Source organism: Pedobacter sp. AC464 (assembly GCF_979253075.1).
This window is the reverse complement of sequence record NZ_CEEDBV010000002.1, coordinates 1,326,548-1,348,114: the sequence shown is the minus strand read 5'-3', so window position 1 is coordinate 1,348,114 and position 21,567 is coordinate 1,326,548. Positions and strand designations below refer to the sequence as shown.

The window sequence follows — 21,567 nt, the reverse complement described above, 5'->3', positions numbered from 1 at the left end:
GCGGACTTGTAGTGTATGGCGGGACTAACATTAAAAATTGCTGCTGCCCCTGCTTTTCTAAAAATTAGCAGAATTATTGAAATCCGCCCATTCTAACCATTTGCAAACTTTCGAAAACCATTTTCTGGTTGTGTTCAAAAGCCAGTGTTTTGTGGTTTATAATGTCTACAATAGACCCAATGAAGCATAAACCGATGGTTAAAAGGTATAAAATGCCCATTCCAATTTGGCCAACAATGAATCTCTGTAAACCTGGCACCACAAATAAGCCGATTAGACAAAAAATTAACATATCTGAAGGGTTTTTCCTTTTGCTGCTGTAAACCATCAGGAAATTACGCAATTGTTGTTCGGTTAAGCCGGTGGTTGCTTGTTGTAAGTAAGAATATTCCTCTGGTGTTATACCTGGTAACGACATTAGAGGTGATTGATATATATCCATGATTTCTATGTGTTTGTTGTTAAATATTTTTTGCTCGTTTTGTGTTTTATCAATGTGATTATCCTGTACACTATAATTATTAAAGCGGGAAAACCTAACCAATGCTCGGAAAAGCTTTTTGTAAATTCGCCGTGTAAAATATGGCTTATTGACCTTCCCAATCCACACCCCGGGCACCAATCTGCGAGGCCTAAATTAGCCAGCGGACAAAGTGTAAAGTGATGCTCGTTTGCATTTGTTGCGGCCATTAACACTAACGCTGTTACCCAGAAAAAAAGTTCTAAAGGCAAGCTTTTTAAGTGTTTCATGTTTCGCTTTTTATATTGTTTAGAAGTAAAGGAAAAAGTTTTGTTACAGAAAGAGGCATTAATTCGACCAACGCTAAAAATTACACGACCAAGTGCTTTACCGGTTCGAAGAAATATTTTGCATTTAACAAAAATGTAGCTGCAAACTTAAAAAACCTTTACAGAAGTTTACGGTTAAATATAAAAGATAAGCTTATTTTTGTGCCTTGAATATTCGCGATTTAATAAACAGATACAAAACCGACGATAGGGTAACGCAATTTACCAAAGCGTTGAATACTTCTAAAAATCCAAAAATCCAATTGAAAGGATTGGTGGGCTCTGCAGATGCAATTGTTGCCCTGTCATCATACTTTATTTTGCATAAGCCTTTGCTTTTTGTTTTGCCTGATAGGGAGGAGGCTGCTTATTTCCAATCTGATTTAGAGAGTGTTCTGGATAAACAAGTTTTACTTTTTCCGTCATCCTACCGAAAATCTTTCGATTTTACACAGGTTGATACAGCAAATGTTTTGGCCCGTGCCGAAGTTTTGAATGAGCTTAACCACGATTCTGAATACGGAAAAATTGTTGTTTCTTACCCTGAAGCCATTGCAGAAAAGGTAATTGACCGGTCTGCGTTAGAGAAAAACACGCTGGAAATTAGTTTAGGCGCTAAGCTGGGTATCGATTTTATAAATGAGTTTTTAATAGATTACGATTTTGACCGGAGGGATTTTGTTTACGAACCCGGGCAGTTTTCCATCCGCGGTGGTATTGTAGATATTTTTTCTTTTTCTTCTGATTTGCCTTACCGCATCGAGTTTTTTGGCGATGAAGTTGAAAGCATTAGAAGCTTCGAAATTGAAAGTCAGCTTTCTGTAGCTGATGTTAAATCGCTTACGATTGTGCCAAATGTGCAGGCAAAGTTTTTAACGGAAAGCAACATCAGCATTTTAGATTACATTGATGGCGACACCCAGCTTTGGTTTAAAGATGTTGAGTTTACGCTAGACATTGTTAAAGCTGGCTTTAAAAAGGCAGTAGAACTTTGGAAAGCTTTATCGCTTGCCGATAAGACGCAAAACCCCGAATGGATTGACCCTAAATTCGCTTTTACTGATGAAAAATTGCTTGGCGATCACCTTCAGGATTTCCCGATTATAGAATTCGGAAAGCAGTTTTTTTACCAGACCGAAAATCGCTTTGAATTCGAAACCCGACCGCAGCCATCATTTAATAAAGATTTCAACCTGCTTATTCACAATTTAAAAGAGAATGAGAAAGCCGGTATCGTGAATTTTATCTTTACCGATTCGCCCAAACAAATTGAACGTTTATATGCCATTTTGGAAGATATTGATAAGACTGCGAAGTTTACACCAATTAACAGCATGTTAAGAGAGGGCTTTGTTGATGCGCAAATTCAAACTGCTTTTTACACCGACCACCAGATTTTTGACCGCTACTACAAGTATAAGCTTAAAAAGGGTTATCAGAAAAGTCAGGCAATTACGCTTAAAGACCTCAGAGAGCTAAAATCCGGCGATTACGTTACACATATAGATCACGGTATTGGAAAATATGCCGGTTTGGAAAAGGTTGAAGTTAACGGCAAAACCCAGGAAATGATTCGTTTAATTTATGCTGATAACGATTTGCTTTATGTTAACATCAATTCGCTAAATCGAATCGCAAAATATAGCGGCAAAGAAAGTGGCGTTCCGAAAATGAATAAACTGGGTACCGATGCCTGGGATAAACTGAAAAAAACCACAAAAAAAAAAGTTAAAGACATTGCCCGCGATTTAATTAAGCTTTACGCTTTACGTAAAACGCAAGCCGGAACCGCGTTTTCACCCGATGGCTATCTTCAGACTGAATTAGAGGCGTCCTTCATTTACGAGGATACACCCGACCAGTTGAAGGCCACTCAGGATGTTAAGAAAGACATGGAATCTCCACATCCAATGGACCGCCTGGTGTGCGGTGATGTTGGTTTTGGTAAAACAGAAATTGCCGTTCGTGCGGCATTTAAAGCCGTTGCCGAAGGTAAACAGGCTGCAATTTTAGTTCCGACAACGATTTTAGCGCTACAGCATTTCAAAACTTTCTCGTCAAGACTAAAAGATTTCCCGGTTACGGTAGATTACATAAACCGTTTTAAAACCAACAAACAAATTAAGGATACGCTGGCAGAAGCGGCAGCAGGAAAAGTTGACATACTAATCGGTACACATCGTTTACTAAGTAAGGATGTTAAGTTTAAAGACCTCGGCATCATGATTATTGATGAGGAGCAAAAGTTTGGCGTTACCGCCAAAGAGCGGCTTAAAGCTGTTCGCGTAAACGTTGACACCTTAACGCTCACGGCAACGCCTATTCCCCGTACTTTACACTTCTCCTTAATGGGCGCCAGGGATTTATCGATAATTAGCACGCCACCGCCAAACCGCCAGCCGGTTAGTACCGAATTGCATGTTTTTAATGATAAGCTAATTCAGGAAGCGGTGCAGTTTGAATTGGATAGAGGCGGTCAGGTTTTCTTTATACACAACCGAGTAAACGATTTGATGCAATTGGGGGGCTTAATTCAGAAACTCGTTCCAAAAGCAAGAATTGGCATTGCACATGGGCAGTTGGATGGCGATGCGCTTGAAGATGTAATGCTCGATTTTATCAACGGAGAAAAAGACGTTTTAGTGGCCACCACAATTATTGAGGCCGGATTAGACATTCCAAATGCCAACACAATAATCATCAACCATGCGCACATGTTTGGGTTGAGCGATTTGCACCAAATGCGTGGCCGCGTTGGCCGCAGCAATAAGAAAGCATTTTGTTACCTGCTTTCTCCGCCTTTATCTACCTTAACATCCGAAGCAAGAAAACGCTTAAGTGCAATAGAAGAATTTTCCGATTTGGGCAGTGGCTTTAATGTTGCAATGCGTGATTTGGACATCCGTGGAAGTGGCAATTTACTTGGTGCGGAACAAAGTGGCTTCATTGCAGAAATTGGTTTCGAAATGTACCATAAAATTTTAGATGAGGCGATTCAGGAACTAAAAGAAGCAGAATTTAAAGGATTGTTTGAAAACGAACCCGCCCGTCCTTATGTCGGTTTTACACAGGTAGATACTGATTTGGAATTATACATTCCGGATGCTTACATAACCAATATTACTGAACGTTACAATTTATATACCGAGTTATCTAAACTTGATAATGAAACAGAACTCGCTGTTTTCGAAAAGCATTTAGCGGATAGGTTTGGCCCTGTTCCACCGCAGGTTAAAACCATGTTGAGCGTTGTGAGGCTGCAATGGTTAGGCAAAAAACTGGGTTTCGAGAAAATCAGTTTCAAGAAAAATAGTTTACGTGGTTATTTCTTAAGTGATAAGCAATCGAAATACTTCGATTCGGAGACTTTTACAAAGATTTTAAGTTTTGCGCAAAATCATCCACGAATGTGCAATTTAAAGGAAGTTAAAAATACTTTGCGTATCGCTTTTGATAACGTGAAAACGGTTGAAGAAGCTATTCAAACTTTAGAACTGATTGATTAAAATGCTAGACCCAACACTATTGCTTGATTTGGTTAAAATGCAAATGCCATATGGCAAATACAAAGGTTATTTAATTTGCAATATTCCCGAAAGTTATCTGCTTTGGTATAAAGATAAGGGGTTCCCAAAAGGCAAACTGGGCGATTTAATGGCAACTATGTTTGAAATTCGGGTTAATGGATTGGAATACCTTTTGACGCCACTAAAGGGAAAATAACTTAATGCGGGGAGTTTTGCGGCTGGGAGAATAATTTTTCTGAGCACACTGAAATTTTTGGAGAATATTCTTGCTGTCAGTTTTGTTGTTTAGTTAATATGGCTTTTTATTATTGCCTGATAATCAAGAAGTTCATGGAAGTATAGTGTAGAAAACAGAGTGAAATAAGACAAAAAAATTGTTTTAGTTCACAGTAATTTTTTTTGTTGCCTGGTTTAATTATTGCCACAGAAACACGGAATTCACGGAAGCAGAGCGAAGTAAGACAGAGAAATTATTCAGTTGTTTTGTTTCATTACCCGTGGTGTTTGATTGTTGCCAAAGAAACCTAGAGTGCACGGAAGGAAGATCTAGAAAATGAGTGATGTAAGCCAAGAGAATTATTCTAACGCACAGCCGTTTTCATCACATTTCGCACCATCATTTTGATTTAGTGAAGTTAGATTTGTTTTAGGCTGAGCAGATTTCCATTCGGCGAAGCTTTTGGTCAGGGCATCGGTAAATGCTTGAACAGGCTGGGCGCCAGAAACGCCGTATTTTCTATCCATTACGAAATACGGAACGCCGCGAATTCCCAAATTCTGGCTTTCGTAAACATCGTATCGAACAGCCTCGGCAAATTGCGCACCCTGTAAAACCGCTGATGATTCTTCCCTGTCTAATCCCATCTCTTGCGCCAGTTGCAACAATACTGCATGTTCACCGATATTCAGGCCTCGTACAAAGTGTGCTTCAAAAAGTTTTTCTTCGGCCAAATCCTGAAGATTGTGTTTCGCCGCCAAATGAATCAACCGGTGCGCATCAAAGGTATTTGCGGGGATATTTTTATCGAAGTTTATTGTTAAACCAGCATCAGCCGCCATGTCAGAAACCTGCTTTGTCATCTGTTTGGCCTGTTCAACCGGCATTCCTTTACTTCTCGAAAGATAATCGTAAATCGTTTCATTGCTTGTGTTGTGGTACTCCGGGTTTAGCTGGTAGCTTTTCCATTCAACATCGATTTGGTTTTTAAACGGTAAAGCATCCATCGCTTTTTCAAAATGACGCTTCCCGATATAGCAAAACGGACACATTACATCCGACCAGACTTCTACTTTCATTGTGTAAAACTACTCAATCCGGAATTGAGCCGCGTAAACAGAAAGTAAAAACTGTAAAGTTAGTTTTGATGCTCAGGATTTGCTTTTATTCTTTATGTTTGGTTAAACAAATTATTTAATGATGAAAAAAATTCTATTATCGCTCTTAGTGGTTGCGACTTCTTTTGCAGCCAAAGCCCAGCTTGAAGGTTCAAAGCAGATTTTTGAAAGCCCGAAACTTAAATCGGAAAAAGCCACTCACAAGCTCGTAGCAATTCTTCCTTTTGCTACCAAGATTTCTTATAAGAAAATGCCAAAAAACTTTAATGCAGAGGCAAATAGAGATCAGGAAAAAACGATGTCTAAATCCATCCAATCGAGTATGTACACATTTTTGCTCCGCAAAGCGGGCGACTATACGGTAGAATTTCAGGATGTAGATAAAACAAATATCTTGTTAAAAAAAGCTGGTATTGCTGATAAATTAGATGAAATGACGAAAGATGAAGTTGCGAAAATTCTTGGTGTTGATGCGGTTTTAGGCGGCAGTTTTGAAACGGAGCAAACAAAAACCGAAGCAGGAGCCATCGCATCAGCCGTGTTGTTTGGCGGTTTTGGCGGCAAAACCGGTACCGGAACGCTTACACTTACGCTGAATAGCGGCACTTCTGGTGATTTACTCTGGAGATTTTTTAAAACGATGAACGATAGCATCACAACATCTACCGATGATTTGGTTGAACACATGATGCGAAAGGTTTCGAGAAACTTTCCTTATTCAAAATAAACCCAAACAAGTCTAACAAAAACGGCCGCTTCAATTGAAGCGGCCGTTTTTATTTACAAGAAAATCTATTTATACAACTGATTAAATATCAATTTAAACGTTCCATGCGTCTGTGCCCTAAACGCAATCTCCGGACCAAAAGCGTAAAGTTTTCCTTTGCCTACATTGGCTTCAAAAGCTGTTACGCCATCTTGTAAATATGCTTGTCCCCAGGCCCATCCGCTTCGCAATGGTGTTGCAGAGTTGAACCACATTAACGGTTTTATTTTCCCTGATGCAATGGCATCTCCCGTTAATTTAAAAACCGGGCTGTTGTCAAAATAAACGTCGGCTTCATGCTCCATGCCCCAGTTTGCTTGCTGCTTATTATCAACTTCTACATTGAGCACGCTCCCCGGAACATAATATTTTTCATCAGGAAGTCTTTTTTCTGTTCCATTTACAATTTCAACCATCGCATTGCGAACAGGTAACTGTAAATGGTAAGCCAAGTTCGTGCTTGAACCAATTGCTACGATCTTACCGCCATCTTCAAGAAATTTTTTAAGTTGAGGAATTGATCTGTCAGGCGTTATTCTTCCGGTTTGTTTTTTAAACTCGTCGGGTATGTCCTGCGCACCTGGCGCACCAAAACCACCTCCGCCCCGTGCAGTAGCGCCCGCAGTAGGCAATGCCGGTATAGCGCCACCCACAAATACAATTACATCGTATTTCGATTTCAAATCTCCGGCGTCTATATCTTGCGGATAAATTACCGTTGCATTGTAGTGATATTGCTCCATCATCCAGCGTACCCAGCCTGAAGCCATCGAGCCACCATAAGTATCCCAAAGGGCAATTCTTCCGGCAGTAACCTTAATTTTATTTTTTGGCGCACTTGCAGATTTCAGCTTAACATTTGCTTTTTCTAAAATATTTTTGGCGTTGCCGGAAGCCGGAACATAAAAGTCTCCATTTTCTGCGGAGCGATAGACCTCAACTTTAGCCTTTAACAAGTCGTTTACTGCCGTGTAAGAGTCGTTTTGTGCGGAAGCCAACACATAGCCCGGCCCTGCATTTAACTTGTTCTCCGGCTTTAACAATTGTCCGAAAGGAACCCGCTGAAAAGGGCCCGAGAAATCATCAAGCAATCTATCAAACTTCACATCCATCATGTAAGCTAGGGTCCAACCGGCCGCATCGTAAGGTGGTATTGGAGCACTACCTTCATATTTAAAATCATTTGGGTGGTCTTGTGGTTCAAACATATCCAAAACGTGTGGCCTGAAAGCTTGATCGGTTTTTACCACATAGCTTCCTGCCGGATAGTCTTTGCCCGCAACGGTAAAGGCCGCGGTTGCTTTTTGCACCAAAATTCCTGTTCTTATTAAAGCATTAAGAAATTTAATCGCTGAGTTGAAATCGGGCTGATCTGCAGATAAAATATAACCTCTGGCGTCGCGATTTAACGGCGCCTTCATCACCGTATCAAAGGCTTTCATGCTCATTACACCTCTGGCCCTACCTGATTCGCCGGCACCCGTTGAAGCTGGTGTTTTGGCCGCAGCATTTATTGCATCGATTTTTTTAGGAGAAAAAGACCAGGTATCTTTTTTTCCTCTGTCGATAGAGTTTTTGCCCATTTGGTAAATGTTGTACAGCAACTCATCGCGATAGCGCTGGGCATAACCTAAAACAGCATAATTTAACGAAACGGAGTAGTCTATCGAATTTTTAAAATACCACTTTCTAGGTGTAATTGGGTTTGGCGAGTCACCGCTTGGCAACAACCTCGACGGAACAAGTGGAATGTCAGAAGGTGTAGGGCTGCCAATAATCTCCGTTAACAAACCAACCATATTGTGGAAATATGTTGTCGTTCTTAACCCGCCATTATACCAGGTTGAATAAACTGAGCCGCCTCTTTGTGTATAACCAGGCTTATTTTCAACGTTCATTCTGTTGTGCATTGCGGCACCAACAGCATCTAAACTTGTTAAAATTGTTGGGTCAAACACATAGTTAAACGGGTCTCGGTAAGGCGGACCTGCAACTACCGTTCCGGCTGGGCCTGCCTGGTGGTGGTTGTACATAATTTGGGGCAACCACTCTACAAAAAGCTGTCTGCCCATATTTTGCGTTTCTTTGAGGTTTAGCATAAAAAAATCGCGGTTATTATCATGCCCAGCGTATTTTTCGTAAAGTCTTGGTAAGCCCGACAAAGTTCTTTTCTTCGGATCTTTATCCCTCATATACCAGTTGCTTACCAGCTCCTGCCCGTCAGGATTGGCATGCGTGAACAGGATAATCACGTTATCTAAAATCTTTAACGTTTCCGGATCAGTTTTAGATGCAAACTCGTACGCAGTTTGAATTAACTGATGTGCGCCAACAACCTCATTTGCGTGCAAGCCACCATCTATCCAAACTACTGCTTTACCTTCTTGCGCCAAAGCTTTGGCCTGCTCAGTACTGAGTTCGGCGTGCGCCAGTTGCTGCGATATTTCTTTATACCTTTCTAGTTTTTTCAGGTTTTCTGGCGAAGAAACGATAAGCATGTATTGGCTCCGGCCTTCTTCGGTTTTCCCGATATCGACAAGTTTAACGCGTTTCGATGTCTCTGAAAGTTTTTTGAAATAAGCTTCTGTTTGTGTGTAGTTTGCGAGCTGGTAATCGTCGCCGATGTCGAAACCGAAGTGCGATTTTGGCGTCGGAACTTCCTGTGCAAAAGCAGTTGCACAACTCAACATTAAAAAGGCAAAACATAACCTCTTAAAGTAGTTTTTTATCATTTTCGGGAAAGTTTGGTTGGTTAATACCAAATATATAACAGAAAGCCGAGGTTAATATGCTTGCTGTAAATTTGTTACAGTTAGGTTTTAATTAAAGCCAAACCCACACAATCTTCGAAGAAATATTAATACAAAATTAAATAGAGATAAGCGTAAACAACCGGAGCAGCAAGCAACAAACCATCGAAACGATCGAGCAAACCGCCATGACCAGGAAGCAAACCACCGCTGTCTTTTGTGTCTAAACTGCGCTTTAGCATCGATTCCACTAAATCGCCAAGCGTACCGAAAGATGCAATTAATATGGCCATGCCTACCCATACCGTTGGTGTTGTTTCTTTAAATAAGAAAGATAAGCCATAGGCAACTATTGCGCTCGTAAACATGCCACCAAAAAAACCTTCCCAGCTCTTTTTGGGCGAATGCCGCTCAAATAATTTCCGCTTACCATATCTTACACCAAACAGGTATGCTCCGGTATCATTTGCCCAAAGCATTAGTAAAAATGCCAGCGGAAAGTGAAAATTGTAAGCATTCCAATTCCTTAGAAACCCCAGCGCATGGAAAAAGCAGAAGGGAAAGGTTACGTAAACAAAGCCCACAAAAGTGTAAGATATGTTGGCAAAAGGAATTTTGTTCTTCTTGTATAACTCCGTAATAAATACCGAAAAAATCAATGGGATGCAAAGCAAAAGGTACTTAACATCATATTTTAAGTAATGTAAACCGGCAGCCATTAAAAAGATTACCGAACCCGCAGCCAAGCCAATATTTCTATGCGGCCGAATGCCCGAATTCTTTATCAGCTTATAAAACTCGAAAAGCGAAAGAATGCTCAGAATAAGGTAGAATGCCGTGAAAACATAGCTTCCTAAAAACACGGAGCCCAACATCACAATGGTAAAAAAGAAGGCAGTTATTGCTCTGGTTTTCATGGTTAAAATCTAAAAATTGAAAGGGTAAAACAGTTGGGATTTACCGTGCTATTCGATTTCATTTTTAACAATATATTCAATGGCCTTATCGAAATCTGCTTTATTTACCAAAACATTAATTTCCCCAAAATTGTAAGCCGATAACTGCTTATTTATTACAACGGCAGGAATATCTTCTTCAATTAAACCTTGCTTTAAAACCTCGGCGGCAAATGCATCGCCTGTTGTGTATACTTTAACCCAATTTTCGCTCACGGTGTGCTGTATCATTAAAAAGTTTAAACAAAGCTATGGTTAATATTGCACTAATTAAATAGCCGTACCATGGAAATCCAATCGGGTCTTCTGCTTTATCAAGTGGCATATTGTGCTTCTGCATGTAAAAAGCTACACAAACTGCGTAACCATTATTTATAAAGTGGCCCAACATGGCGTACCAAATGCTTCCGCTAAAATAATATAAATAACCAAATCCGGCGCCAAGCAGCAGCCTGGGCACAAAACCATAAAACTGCATATGGATGGCGCTAAAAATTATGGCTGATAACCAAATTGCTGCATGCGGGTTATTAAAGGCCTTAGTTAACGACCTTTGTACGCCACCACGAAACATCAGTTCCTCACCAATGGCCGGTAAAACCGCTATCATAACCAGGTTTACGATAAAATCCCAGTTATTCCGCATGGTTAAAAGTTGGATGGTCATCTTCATTGTCGCTTCTTCGCTCTCCTTCATCCAATCTTCCAGCCACTTTAAACCCGATGGCAAAACCATTTTCTGATTGGTAACCGCAACCCATTCCATAAACGGCATCGAAGCAATCATGATAATAAGCACCAAAATTAATAATACGGCCTTGGGCTTCCCGAAAGCATAAAAATTTGAAGGTTTCTTTCTATTTGTATAGGCAAGCGCTAACGGCGGAGCAACAAACATCCCTATCGAGGTGCCAATCTGAAGTATTTTAAGTGCGTCAGTAAATCTTGGATCTCCTGCGGTAATTAAACTAATATCTTTAACTATGCCAAGGCCATAAATAGCCAAAATGATTAAGCATGAGATAATTGTGAATAAAATTGCGCCAACTATTGCGTAAAATAAAAGTAAAAGTAATTGCAGGAAAGGATTCATTTCTTCCTGATTTGGCGTTACAACATTCATTATTTGTACCTTTGTATGTTTTATTAATCGATGAAGATAGAAAATGTCTGTTAAGATAGGAAATATAGATTTAGGTGAGTTCCCGTTATTGCTGGCTCCGATGGAGGATGTTAGCGACCCGCCGTTTCGTTTTGTTTGTAAGCAAAATGGCGCAGACATGATGTACACCGAATTTATTTCATCAGAAGGATTGATTCGTGATGCCGCAAAGAGCCTTCAAAAACTCGACATTTTCGAATACGAACGGCCTATCGGCATTCAGATTTTTGGTGGCGATATTGAACACATGCGTGAAGCATCAGAAATTGCATCGGCTGCAGGTCCGGATTTGGTTGATATTAATTACGGCTGCCCGGTAAAAAATGTAGTTTGTAAAGGGGCGGGCTCGAGCTTGCTCCAGGATATTGATAAGATGGTTAAAATGACAGATGCTGTAGTAAAGGCATCGCATTTACCGGTAACGGTTAAAACCCGCCTCGGTTGGGACGACAATACAAAAAATGTTTATGAGGTTGCCGAGCGGCTTCAGGATGTTGGCATCCAGGCCTTAACCATTCACGGCAGAACAAGGGCTCAGCTTTATAAAGGCCAGGCAGATTGGTCGCTGATTCGTGAAATTAAACGCAACCCCAGAATAAAAATTCCAATTTTTGGAAACGGTGATGTCGATAGTCCTGAAAAAGCAGCAGACTGGCGGATGGAATATGAGGTGGATGGAATTATGATTGGCCGTGCTGCGATTGGCTATCCATGGATTTTCCGGGAAATTAAGCACTTCTTTAAAACAGGCGAACACCTCGCCGGCCCAACTATCGACGAGCGGATTACGGTTTGCAGAACCCACCTCGAAAAATCAATTGAGTGGAAAGGCCCAAAAACCGGTGTATTTGAAATGCGCCGCCATTATGCAAATTATTTCAAGGGCTTACCTGACTTCAAGCCTTACCGTATGCGCCTGGTTTCGGAGGGTGATATCAGCAACATTTACAGCATTTTAGACGAAGTGGCAGAAAAATTTGCCAACTACGATCCGGCCAGCCAAATGGCTTGATTTTTGAATTGCTTTTTGTACATTCGTTAAATCATCATGGTTACAGCAATTACAGATGGGGTTAAAGTTTCAGTAGAAACTATTTATCAGCCGGAATATTCAAATCCTGCTAACGAACATTTTATGTTCGCCTACCGCGTAGAAATTTCCAATTTATCTGATTATCCGGTGCAATTAATGCGCCGTCAGTGGTTTATTTTCGACTCAAACAGCAGCCGCAGGGAAGTTGAAGGCGAGGGCGTTGTTGGCCTGCAGCCGGTAATAGAGCCTGGTGAAAGCCATGTTTACGTTTCAGGTTGCAACTTAAAAACCGATATGGGCAGCATGCAAGGTAAATACCTGATGACCCGCCTGGTAGATGATGCCGAATTCGAAGTTGATATACCCGAATTTCAGCTCGTAGCGCCCTATAAATTAAATTAACACTCTTCAGCCTTCCATAATCGAAACTAATTCTATGCCTGCGCTTTCAAATCTGTATTGATGGTTGATTTGCTTGTGTAAGAAAAATTAATTCTCGTTTTAAATTATAATTCAGACAGTTTTTTGGAAATTGAGGCTCTGTTTTTACAGACCCTCTTCTGTTCACTTAGCAATACTTTGTTAATAGCCCCGACATAAACGGAAATCCTTTTGGTTGCTGGTACTTTCATAATCCTGCAAACTATCGCCAAAAGATTGCAGTATTGGCGGGACAGAACCAAGCGAAGAATTACAGGCTTTGCGCTTCAAAAAATCATTTCTCGCATTGATAATGCACAAAGATTTTTTGGAAATGAAAGGTTCTGCGATCATGGCGGCTTGTAGCCCCACTATCGCCTGTAGCCTTGCTCGTACCTCGCTGCGGGCTACCTGGCTCTATCGGGTTTAGAAACAAAGTTTGGTTTCCTCAACATTACGTTGCTTTCAAAGATATAGTTAAAAATTGCGCAGGCTAAGCAATACTTTGTTAAATAGCCCCGACATAAACGGAAATCCTTTTGGTTGCTGGTACTTTCATAATCCGGGAAACTATCACCAAAAGATTGCAGTATTGGCGGGACAGAACTAAAGCGAAGAATCACTGCTCTAGCGCTTCAAAAAAATAAAATTTCTCACGCTTAGAATCACAAAGTTTGGTTCGCCTCGACAAGGTAAATCAAAACTTATTTAAAACCAAAAGCGGCCGAGAAATTAATCCCGAACCGCTAATTGTCTTTCATAAGTAGATGAAAATATCTTAGTCACGGCTACGTCCGAAAAGCATAGATGCGTAATAAAGTAAGTTTGCCAATGCACCTACGGCTGCGACAACATAGGTCATAGCGGCCCACCACAATGCATCTTTAGCCTGAGTATTTTCTTCCTGCGTTTGCATTACGCCCTGGTTGTTTTTTAACCATGCCAATGCTCTGTTGCTGGCGTCGAATTCTACCGGTAAAGTAACAATGCTAAACACCGTTACCAGGGCCAGGCCTACAACACCGATTGCTAACACAATTGGCGTTACGTTAACAATTAGCAACATTACGCCAATTAACAAAACCCATTGCAGCAAATTTGAAGAAATGCTTACCACCGGAACCATCGTACTCCTTAAATTTAGCCAGCTATAGGATTTTGCATGCTGAACAGCATGACCACACTCATGTGCTGCCACGGCTGCCGCAGCTACACTTCGGCTATAATATACATCTGTACTTAAATTTACGGTTCTATCTGTCGGATTGTAATGATCTGTAAGTTGCCCTTCGGTACTCATCACCTTCACATCGAATATGCCGTTATCATGCAGCATTCGTTCTGCCACTTCCTTACCCGATAAGCCCGAGCTTAATTGCATTTCTGCGTATTTAGAAAATTTATTCCTAAAGCGCCATTGTACAAACATGCTCAGCAATAATACCGGGATGATTAAAATTAAATAAACTCCCATTTTCTTTTGTGTATGTTTTTCGTTTAACGGTATATCAAAAAGCGATCCTATATTAAAAACCAACATATTTGTTATATTTTTAATGCATGGCCAAGCAACTATCTTACTGGGAAACAACCTCTTTTTTTGATTTCGACACAATCATTGTCGGGAGCGGAATTGTTGGTTTAAGTGCCGCTATTCACCTGAAAAAAACGGCGCCAGGTTTAAAAGTAGCCATATTGGAAAGGGGCTTTTTACCGGCTGGCGCAAGCACCAAAAATGCAGGTTTCGCCTGTTTTGGAAGCATTTCTGAACTGATGGAACAAGAGCGTACAAGTGGTTCGGAAAAGCTGGCGGCATTGGTTGAAAAGCGTTGGAAAGGCTTACTGAAATTAAGAGCCATACTGGGCGATAAAGCGATGGATTATCAACAACTGGGTGGATACGAATTATTTAAAAGCAATGACATTCCGCTTTACGAAACTTGTGTAGCGAAAATTGAACATTATAACCAGCTGCTGAAGTTTGTTACAGGTTCATACAATTTCTGCATTGATGACAACAAAATTTTAAAATCTGGTTTCAAAGGGATAACGGGTTTGATAGCAAACCGGCATGAGGCACAAATAGATACCGGAAAAATGATGCTTGCGCTGATACAATACGCACAGCACCTAGGTTGTATGGTTTTTAATAACTGCGATGTTGAGGAAATTCTGGAAGGAAAGAAGTTAATTATAAAAAGCAAAAACGGCTCATTTAGCGCTAAAAGCGTTATTATAACAACAAATGCTTTCGTAAACAAGCTAATTGCCGGTTTGGATGTTAAACCTGGCCGCGGACAAGTGTTAATTACAAAACCAATTAAAAAGCTTAAAATAGAAGGTAGTTTCCATTACGATAAAGGCTACTATTATTTCCGAAATATTAATAACAGAGTTTTATTAGGTGGTGGTAGAAATCTGGATTTTAAAGGGGAAGAGACTGTAGCTTTCGGTTTAACAGCGACCGTTCAGAATGCTTTAGAAAGACTTTTGAGCGAAGTTATACTTCCTGAAACTGATTTCGAAATCGACCAGCGTTGGAGTGGAATTATGGCTTTTGGAAATGAATTGGAACCGATTGTAAAAGAGGCTCGCCCGAAAGTTTACTGTGCCGTTAGGTGTAACGGCATGGGTGTTGCGATGGGCAGCCAAACCGGCGAAGACGTAGCAGAATTGGTTTTAAAAAGTTTATGATTAAGATCTATCTTACTTAAAAACAACCGTTTTATTGCCGCTTACAAAAACACGGTCTTCAAAAATCAACGCAAGCGCTTCCAGCAATACTTTTTTCTCTATTTCTTTTCCGGCCCTAACCATTTCCTTAACCCCAAAATTATGATCGACATGTGTGGTATGCTGAGTTATAATTGGCCCTTCATCTAAGTTATCCGTTACGAAATGAGCCGTTGCGCCAATAATTTTTACACCACGTTCAAAAGCCTGCCTGTAGGGGTTCGCTCCAATAAATGCAGGTAAAAATGAATGATGAATGTTTACGATTTTTCCTGAGTAATCCTTTACGAAATCAGCTGAAAGGATGCGCATAAATTTGGCCAGAACAATGTAATCCACCTCATGTCTATTGATAATATCTTTCAGCTCTGCTTCAAATTCATGCTTATCTTTATCGGCATGGCTCACACAAAAATAAGGTATGCCCATCTTTTCTGTAAAATTTTGTAGTGTTTCGTAATTGCCAATCACACATCTAACATCAGCGCCAAGGGTTTCGAACTGATTTTTTACTAAAATTTCTGCAAGGCAATGGTATTCTTTAGTAACCAGAACAGCTATTCGTTTTCCAGCTTGCGTAGCGAGGTTTACCACTGCATCGGCAGGTAAATTTTCGAGAAGTTTTGTCTGAAGTTTATCGGTTTCGTTTAAAATCCCCGTGCAGGCAATACGCGTAAAGAATGCCTTTTTTGTTTCATCTACAAACTCCCGCATCGCAACAATATTTAAATTGTGTTCAGCCAAAACACGTGTAATATCAGTAACCAGGCCAACTTTATCCTGACAAGAAATGAGTATCGTTAATTCGTTCATCTGTATTTCGAAAATCAATGATAATGAAAGTAAATCACAGATTATCAGATTTTCTGATAAGTACCGGTACATGCCCGACCAGAAAAGCAAAATATTTTGGTAAAGCAGTTTTAAATCTCGATTTTTACTAAAATTTTTATCATTATGGAAACCGCGGCTGTTGCTTTGTTAGTTGTTATTTTAATTGTTTTGGTACTGCTTTTTTTTAAAAAGCCACAAGCTGCCGTTGCGTTGTTCTCTATCGAAGAATTTGAAAATATAAAAGCTGAAAATGAATCTTTAAAAATAAGCTTAGCCAAAGCCGATGAACGGGTTCTAAATTTGATATCGGAGAAAGAACATATTACGGCACTTCTGAAACAAGAGCAACAGCGCTTAATTGACGAATTGCAGGGAGAACGCGACCGGCTGGCTGACGCAAACCGGGAGCTGGAAGGCACGCGGTCTTTTTACCTTGCAGAGAAAGAAAAATTAGCAGAGCAGAAGCAAAGCTATGAGCAATCGCAGGAGAAATTAAATAAGGATTTTGAGTTGATTGCCAACAAAATTCTTGAAGAGAAATCGACACGATTTGTAGAGCAAAACAGAACAAATTTAGATTTGATCTTAAATCCACTGAAAGAAAACATTAAAGCTTTTGAAGAGAAAGTAGAAAAGGTTTATAAGGCAGAATCGGATGAGCGTAACATTTTAAAAGGGGTAATTTCTGAACTTCAGGTTCAGAGCAAAATGATTCAGGAAGATGCTAACAACTTAACGAAAGCCCTGAAAGGCGACAGTAAGAAACAGGGAAACTGGGGCGAAATAATTTTGGAGAAGGTTTTAGAACGATCAGGTTTGGTCAAAGATCAGGAATACCGCATTCAGGCCTCGCATTCATCCGCCGAAGGCGGTCGGTTCCAACCCGATGTGGTTATAGATTTGCCCGATGATAAGCACCTTGTTGTTGATGCTAAGGTGAGTTTGCTTGCCTACGAGCGCTCGATATCTGCAGAAACAGATGAAGAGCGTGAGGGCTTTGTAAAGGCGCATTTAGCCTCTATTAAAAACCACATCCAGGAGTTGTCATCAAAAAACTACCAGGATTTGTATAAAATAAATTCTCCGGATTTTGTCTTGCTTTTTGTGCCGATTGAATCTTCATTTAGTGTTGCGGTTCAAAAAGATGCGGAACTTTTCAATTTTGCCTGGGATAGGCGGGTGGTAATCGTTAGTCCATCAACTTTGCTGGCAACTCTACGCACCATTGCCAGCATGTGGAAACAGGAAAGACAAAACAGAAATGTAATGGAAATTGCCCGTTTGAGCGGTAGCATGTATGATAAATTCGTTGGATTTGTTACTGATATGGAAAACATCGGAAAGCATTTAAAAAATGGACAGGATGCTTATGATAAAGCAGTCAACAAACTTTCTTCAGGTTCAGGAAACCTGACTAACACATCCGAAAAAATCAAAAAGCTCGGTGCAAAAACGACCAAGCAGATCGATATTAAATATCTGGAGGATGAGTAATCGCTTCGTTTGCTAATGCAACGAAGCGATGAAGATTATTATGATTATTTGTTAAATGCGTTCCATCCCTGTGCTTTCAACTCGTGCACGTTATTCGATTTTGAAACCATTTTGCAGCCTGAGTTTTTGTCCGTAACATGTCCAATAACTGTAATGTCAACATCGTGTTTAAGCTTTTTATAATCTTCCTGACTGATAGTAAACAACAATTCATAATCTTCGCCACCACTTAAGGCACAAACTGTAGGGTCGATGCCGAGTTCGCGGGCTGTTTCATATGTCATCGGATCTAAGGGAATTTTCTCTTCGTAAATCGTAATCCCTTTATCAGACTGTTCGGCCAAATGCAAAATTTCTGAAGCTAAACCATCAGAAACGTCGATCATAGACGTTGGCTTAATGTTCATTTCTTCTAAAAGCGCAACAATATCCATTCTTGCTTCGGGCTTTAACTGGCGTTCTATAATGTAATCTTTCCCTTCTAAATCTGGTTGAATTTGTGGATTTTCCAGGTAAATCAATTTCTCCCGCTCCAAAATTTGAAGTCCGACGTAAGCGCCGCCCAAATCTCCTGAAACACAAAGCAAATCATGCTCCTGAGCGCCATTTCTGTAAGTCACTTTATCAGCATCCGCATAACCTATGCTCGTAATGCTAATTACCAAGCCTTGTTTACTCGATGATGTATCGCCGCCAATTAAATCAATATTGAACTTATTACAAGCCAGTTCAATTCCTTTGTAAATTTCTTCAACCGCTTCGAGTGGAAACTTACTGGATAAACCCAGGGAAACAGTAATCTGACTTGCAGTACCATTCATCGCATAAATATCGCTCAAATTAACCTGCACAGCTTTGTAACCCAAATGCATCAAAGGCACATAAGCTAAATCGAAATGAATTCCTTCTAAAAGTAAATCCGTTGAAACTAAAGTCTGTTTTCCTTTTGCATCCAAAACTGCGGCGTCGTCGCCAACGCCTTTTACCGAATAATCATTCCTAATTCTAAAGTTAGAGGTTAGGTGTTTTATTAAGCCAAATTCCCCTAGTTCGTTTATATCTGTGCGCTCTTTATTTTCAAACATATCTTAACCTATTACAGGCATTTAATTTCAAATACTATTAATAAAAGGGGCGAAGCCCCCGATTTTTTAGAAAATATATCAAAAGAATTTACAAAATTTCCTTTTGCTCCATCCAGTTTTTACCTTCTGTAAATCTTGCAATCAACATTGCTGCAACGTTATCTCCGGTCGCATTCAACAAGGTGGCCATTGGGTCTACCAAAGTGCCAATAATCATTGCTGGTGGTAAGGCTTCTGGCGGTAACTGGTAAGCAGAAATCATTAACAGTTCGCCAATATAACCTCCGTTTGGTATTCCACCCTCCACAATACTAACCAAAACGGTAATACCTAAAGCTAAAATTATCGTGTCGACATGTACCAGATCCTTACCAAAAATTGCAAAAACAACCGCTATTTTTACAATTGAACTGATGCTCGAACCATCTTTATGTAGTGTTGAACCCAAAGGAATGGTAACATTTGCAATGTAAGCAGGTACACCCATTTTTGATGTTCCTTCTAAATTTGCAGGTATTGTTGCTATGCTGCTACAAGTGCCGATGGAAGTTAAGGCGGGAACAATATTATGCTTCCAAAATACTTTTATGGCTTTAAAGCCCCCGGCTACAAAAGCATAAAGCGTAAAAAAAACAATAAAATAAAAAGCCCCAACGCCATAGTATAAACCGAGTGCTTTTGCATAAGTACCAAATAACTGCGGACCAAAGACACCAACCTGATAAGCAAAATAAGCACCTAAACCGATTGGTCCAAGCTTCATAATCAGGATGATTAGCTTCTTCATCACCTCATTTCCCGAAACCAGAAAATTTTTGAAACCATCACCATCTTTTCCGGCATATAGTGTAGAAAAACCAACCAATACCGAAAAGATAATCAGTGCCAGCATATTTTTCCTGCTTCCAATTTCGAAAAATTCGCCAACGGTTAAAAGTTGCGTCATTTGTTCGCCAAATGATAGCATTTTTTCTTTTTCCAAAGGTATTGTACTGCCGCCTAATTGCTGGTGAATTGGAAAAATCCAGGTTGCAAAAAGCGTTAAAAGTGCTGAGATTAAGATGGTCGACAAAAAAACCAACACCATTACAGTTAATAACTTTCCTAATTTTTTGCTTCTGTCTATATTCGCAATGGCCGATGAAACAGCGAAAAATACCAGTGGAATTACCGCTGTAAACAACAGGTTTAGGAATATGTCGCCAAGCGGCTTGATACTTTCAACACTTTTTCCAAAAATTAAACCGACTATGCTTCCGGCAGTTATTCCTGCTAAAAGCCATAATAAGCCAGCGTAGTTTTTTAAAATGTTGTTTGCTTTCATTAGTTATTTTATTTTCATCACCGGCGAAACTCAGTTCTTACAATCCCAGTTCTGCAGAAATATCTAGCATTCTTTGAATTGGTTTCCTTGCTTTTTCTATAATATGTTCAGGAACAGTTACTTCTGGTAAACCATTCTTTAAACATAAATAAAGTTTTTCGAGCGTATTCCGCTTCATATAAGGGCAATCATTACAGGCACAGCTATTATTTGGGGGCGCTGGGATAAAGGTTTTATCCGGACAAGCTTTCTCCATCTGGTGTATGATTCCGCTTTCGGTTGCCACAATAAATTCCTTTGCGGGGTTAGCAATTGTGTATTTCAACAAACCTGTTGTTGAGCCAATATAATCGGCCATTTTCAAAACCACTTCCTCACACTCCGGGTGCGCAATAAACTTTGCCTCCGGATGACGTTCTTTCAATTTAATAATCTTTTCCTGAGAAAAAATTTCATGCACCATGCAGGCGCCATTCCACAACACTAAATCCCTTCCAGTCTTTTTAGCCACGTAGGCGCCAAGATTTCTATCCGGACCAAAAATAATTTTCTGGTCTTTTGGTAAACTTTCTACAATTTGTACCGCATTGGTAGAGGTACAAACAATATCGCTAAGCGCCTTCAGCTCTGCAGTACAATTTACATAAGTAATTACCAGATGATCGGGGTATTTTTCTTTAAACTTTTTAAATAAATGTGGCGGACAGCTGTCTGCCAGAGAACAACCCGCCTTAACATCTGGTAACAAAACTTTTTTACCCGGCGAGAGAATCTTTGCAGTTTCTGCCATAAAATGTACACCAGCAAAAACAATTACGTCGGCATCCGTTTTTGCAGCTTCCTGCGATAAACCTAAACTATCACCGATATAATCTGCAATATCCTGAATATCAGGTTCTTGATAGTAATGCGCTAATATTATCGCATTTTTTTCTTTTTTTAGTTTTTCGATTTCAACAAAAAGGTCGAGCGTTGGATCTATCGCTTCATCTACAAATCCCTTTTTGTTAATTTCTTCTAAGACATCGATGTTCATTATTATTTTTCCTTTTTGAATTTAGACGTTGGTCAAAGATAAAGCTTTCCACGTCTCAATAATTAATAAGTTATTTTAAATAAATAGATCTTGTTTGTTTATTAGTGTGTTGGTAATGTTGGCAAGTTTCAAAAAATAATTCTTTCAGATAAGTTGTTAATCGTTTACTAACATTCAGATTACATTTTTGTAATATGATAAGATTGATTTACAGCACTATCGAAAAACGACTTAAATTTTATCAATATTGGAATGTTAATTGTTTACAAGTGTGTGAAAAGTTAATTACTTGTACAAAGGTGCTTAAAAATTGAGTAAAAGAT

19 protein-coding genes are annotated in these 21,567 nt (G+C 39.8%); 7 read left to right on the top strand and 12 right to left on the bottom strand.

Translation table 11 applies throughout. The annotated features are described in order from the left end of the window. Positions 1-73 precede the first annotated feature (73 nt). Positions 74-442 carry a TM2 domain-containing protein gene (locus tag AC0IWT_RS16725; RefSeq protein WP_056086359.1) on the bottom strand — a complete coding sequence of 123 codons (369 nt, stop codon included), beginning with the start codon at positions 440-442 and terminating at the stop codon, positions 74-76. Between the two features lie 5 nt (positions 443-447). Next, on the bottom strand, positions 448-750 hold the full coding sequence (locus AC0IWT_RS16720) for a DUF2752 domain-containing protein (protein ID WP_471798011.1): 303 nt from the start codon (positions 748-750) through the stop codon (positions 448-450). 206 nt (positions 751-956) lie between these two features. Between AC0IWT_RS16720 and mfd the strand changes: the two genes are divergently transcribed. Next, entirely contained in the window at positions 957-4,295 is a 3,339-nt protein-coding gene (gene mfd / locus AC0IWT_RS16715) for a transcription-repair coupling factor (RefSeq protein WP_471798010.1), read from the top strand. Between the two features lies 1 nt (position 4,296). Beyond that, positions 4,297-4,512: a DUF3820 family protein gene (locus AC0IWT_RS16710; RefSeq protein WP_056086366.1), complete on the top strand. Its 216-nt coding sequence runs from the start codon at positions 4,297-4,299 to the stop codon at positions 4,510-4,512. A 380-nt stretch (positions 4,513-4,892) separates the two neighbouring features. On the opposite strand, the gene AC0IWT_RS16705 is transcribed toward AC0IWT_RS16710, so the two are convergent. Continuing rightward, on the bottom strand, positions 4,893-5,612 hold the full coding sequence (locus AC0IWT_RS16705; RefSeq protein ID WP_471798009.1) for a DsbA family oxidoreductase: 720 nt from the start codon (positions 5,610-5,612) through the stop codon (positions 4,893-4,895). A 118-nt stretch (positions 5,613-5,730) separates the two neighbouring features. Here AC0IWT_RS16705 and AC0IWT_RS16700 point away from each other — a divergent pair, with 118 nt between their 5' ends. Then, entirely contained in the window at positions 5,731-6,378 is a 648-nt protein-coding gene (locus AC0IWT_RS16700; RefSeq protein WP_235528475.1) for a hypothetical protein, read from the top strand. A gap of 65 nt (positions 6,379-6,443) precedes the next feature. Here AC0IWT_RS16700 and AC0IWT_RS16695 read toward each other — a convergent pair whose 3' ends face one another. The 4 genes from AC0IWT_RS16695 to AC0IWT_RS16680 all read right to left on the bottom strand — a co-directional run bounded on the left by AC0IWT_RS16695 (position 6,444) and on the right by AC0IWT_RS16680 (position 11,246). Further along, complete coding sequence (locus AC0IWT_RS16695) at positions 6,444-9,149, bottom strand: M14 family metallopeptidase (RefSeq protein ID WP_471798008.1); 2,706 nt, start codon at positions 9,147-9,149, stop codon at positions 6,444-6,446. Positions 9,150-9,274: 125 nt separating this feature from the next. Further along, positions 9,275-10,084 carry a phosphatidate cytidylyltransferase gene (locus AC0IWT_RS16690; RefSeq protein ID WP_471798007.1) on the bottom strand — a complete coding sequence of 270 codons (810 nt, stop codon included), beginning with the start codon at positions 10,082-10,084 and terminating at the stop codon, positions 9,275-9,277. 48 nt (positions 10,085-10,132) lie between these two features. Next, positions 10,133-10,354: a putative signal transducing protein gene (locus AC0IWT_RS16685; protein WP_082491279.1), complete on the bottom strand. Its 222-nt coding sequence runs from the start codon at positions 10,352-10,354 to the stop codon at positions 10,133-10,135. Continuing rightward, complete coding sequence (locus AC0IWT_RS16680; RefSeq protein WP_471798006.1) at positions 10,320-11,246, bottom strand: lysostaphin resistance A-like protein; 927 nt, start codon at positions 11,244-11,246, stop codon at positions 10,320-10,322. Before AC0IWT_RS16680 ends, AC0IWT_RS16685 begins: the two co-directional genes overlap by 35 nt. A gap of 43 nt (positions 11,247-11,289) precedes the next feature. On the opposite strand from AC0IWT_RS16680, the gene dusB reads away from it, so the two are divergent. Continuing rightward, a complete protein-coding gene (dusB, locus tag AC0IWT_RS16675; RefSeq protein WP_471798005.1) occupies positions 11,290-12,297 on the top strand; it encodes a tRNA dihydrouridine synthase DusB in 1,008 nt (335 codons plus the stop codon). 36 nt (positions 12,298-12,333) lie between these two features. Beyond that, the gene (gene apaG, locus AC0IWT_RS16670; RefSeq protein ID WP_056869188.1) at positions 12,334-12,720 is read left to right on the top strand and encodes a Co2+/Mg2+ efflux protein ApaG; all 387 of its coding nucleotides are present in this window, start codon (positions 12,334-12,336) and stop codon (positions 12,718-12,720) included. 796 nt (positions 12,721-13,516) lie between these two features. Here apaG and AC0IWT_RS16665 read toward each other — a convergent pair. Then, on the bottom strand, positions 13,517-14,212 hold the full coding sequence (locus AC0IWT_RS16665) for a zinc metallopeptidase (protein ID WP_471798004.1): 696 nt from the start codon (positions 14,210-14,212) through the stop codon (positions 13,517-13,519). An 86-nt stretch (positions 14,213-14,298) separates the two neighbouring features. On the opposite strand from AC0IWT_RS16665, the gene AC0IWT_RS16660 reads away from it, so the two are divergent. Next, on the top strand, positions 14,299-15,432 hold the full coding sequence (locus tag AC0IWT_RS16660) for an NAD(P)/FAD-dependent oxidoreductase (RefSeq protein ID WP_471798003.1): 1,134 nt from the start codon (positions 14,299-14,301) through the stop codon (positions 15,430-15,432). A 12-nt stretch (positions 15,433-15,444) separates the two neighbouring features. Here the strand turns inward: AC0IWT_RS16660 and purU are convergent, their stop codons facing one another. After that, complete coding sequence (purU, locus tag AC0IWT_RS16655; protein WP_471798002.1) at positions 15,445-16,284, bottom strand: formyltetrahydrofolate deformylase; 840 nt, start codon at positions 16,282-16,284, stop codon at positions 15,445-15,447. Positions 16,285-16,428: 144 nt separating this feature from the next. Here purU and AC0IWT_RS16650 point away from each other — a divergent pair, with 144 nt between their 5' ends. Next, positions 16,429-17,799, top strand: a complete 1,371-nt coding sequence (locus tag AC0IWT_RS16650) for a DNA recombination protein RmuC (protein ID WP_471798001.1) — start codon at positions 16,429-16,431, stop codon at positions 17,797-17,799. A gap of 44 nt (positions 17,800-17,843) precedes the next feature. On the opposite strand, the gene thiL is transcribed toward AC0IWT_RS16650, so the two are convergent. The 3 genes from thiL to nadA form a co-directional block, all read right to left on the bottom strand. Next, positions 17,844-18,884: a thiamine-phosphate kinase gene (gene thiL / locus AC0IWT_RS16645; protein WP_471798000.1), complete on the bottom strand. Its 1,041-nt coding sequence runs from the start codon at positions 18,882-18,884 to the stop codon at positions 17,844-17,846. Positions 18,885-18,972: 88 nt separating this feature from the next. Next, entirely contained in the window at positions 18,973-20,208 is a 1,236-nt protein-coding gene (locus AC0IWT_RS16640) for a dicarboxylate/amino acid:cation symporter (protein WP_471797999.1), read from the bottom strand. A 37-nt stretch (positions 20,209-20,245) separates the two neighbouring features. Beyond that, positions 20,246-21,244, bottom strand: coding sequence for a quinolinate synthase NadA (nadA, locus tag AC0IWT_RS16635; RefSeq protein WP_471797998.1), 999 nt, complete (start codon positions 21,242-21,244; stop codon positions 20,246-20,248). Between the last annotated feature and the right edge of the window lie 323 nt (positions 21,245-21,567).

Bases quoted from the DNA above. Each gene is read 5' to 3' on its own strand.
- AC0IWT_RS16650 (WP_471798001.1), top strand. From the start codon at position 16,429: ATGGAAACCGCGGCTGTTGCTTTGTTAGTTGTTATTTTAATTGTTTTG.
- AC0IWT_RS16705 (WP_471798009.1), bottom strand. From the start codon at position 5,612: ATGAAAGTAGAAGTCTGGTCGGATGTAATGTGTCCGTTTTGCTATATC.
- AC0IWT_RS16725 (WP_056086359.1), bottom strand. From the start codon at position 442: ATGGATATATATCAATCACCTCTAATGTCGTTACCAGGTATAACACCA.
- AC0IWT_RS16680 (WP_471798006.1), bottom strand. From the start codon at position 11,246: ATGAATGTTGTAACGCCAAATCAGGAAGAAATGAATCCTTTCCTGCAA.
- AC0IWT_RS16640 (WP_471797999.1), bottom strand. From the start codon at position 20,208: ATGAAAGCAAACAACATTTTAAAAAACTACGCTGGCTTATTATGGCTT.
- AC0IWT_RS16710 (WP_056086366.1), top strand. From the start codon at position 4,297: ATGCTAGACCCAACACTATTGCTTGATTTGGTTAAAATGCAAATGCCA.
- AC0IWT_RS16700 (WP_235528475.1), top strand. From the start codon at position 5,731: ATGATGAAAAAAATTCTATTATCGCTCTTAGTGGTTGCGACTTCTTTT.
- AC0IWT_RS16685 (WP_082491279.1), bottom strand. From the start codon at position 10,354: ATGATACAGCACACCGTGAGCGAAAATTGGGTTAAAGTATACACAACA.
- apaG (WP_056869188.1), top strand. From the start codon at position 12,334: ATGGTTACAGCAATTACAGATGGGGTTAAAGTTTCAGTAGAAACTATT.
- AC0IWT_RS16660 (WP_471798003.1), top strand. From the start codon at position 14,299: ATGGCCAAGCAACTATCTTACTGGGAAACAACCTCTTTTTTTGATTTC.
- AC0IWT_RS16720 (WP_471798011.1), bottom strand. From the start codon at position 750: ATGAAACACTTAAAAAGCTTGCCTTTAGAACTTTTTTTCTGGGTAACA.
- AC0IWT_RS16690 (WP_471798007.1), bottom strand. From the start codon at position 10,084: ATGAAAACCAGAGCAATAACTGCCTTCTTTTTTACCATTGTGATGTTG.
- dusB (WP_471798005.1), top strand. From the start codon at position 11,290: ATGTCTGTTAAGATAGGAAATATAGATTTAGGTGAGTTCCCGTTATTG.
- thiL (WP_471798000.1), bottom strand. From the start codon at position 18,884: ATGTTTGAAAATAAAGAGCGCACAGATATAAACGAACTAGGGGAATTT.
- AC0IWT_RS16695 (WP_471798008.1), bottom strand. From the start codon at position 9,149: ATGATAAAAAACTACTTTAAGAGGTTATGTTTTGCCTTTTTAATGTTG.
- purU (WP_471798002.1), bottom strand. From the start codon at position 16,284: ATGAACGAATTAACGATACTCATTTCTTGTCAGGATAAAGTTGGCCTG.
- AC0IWT_RS16665 (WP_471798004.1), bottom strand. From the start codon at position 14,212: ATGGGAGTTTATTTAATTTTAATCATCCCGGTATTATTGCTGAGCATG.
- nadA (WP_471797998.1), bottom strand. From the start codon at position 21,244: ATGAACATCGATGTCTTAGAAGAAATTAACAAAAAGGGATTTGTAGAT.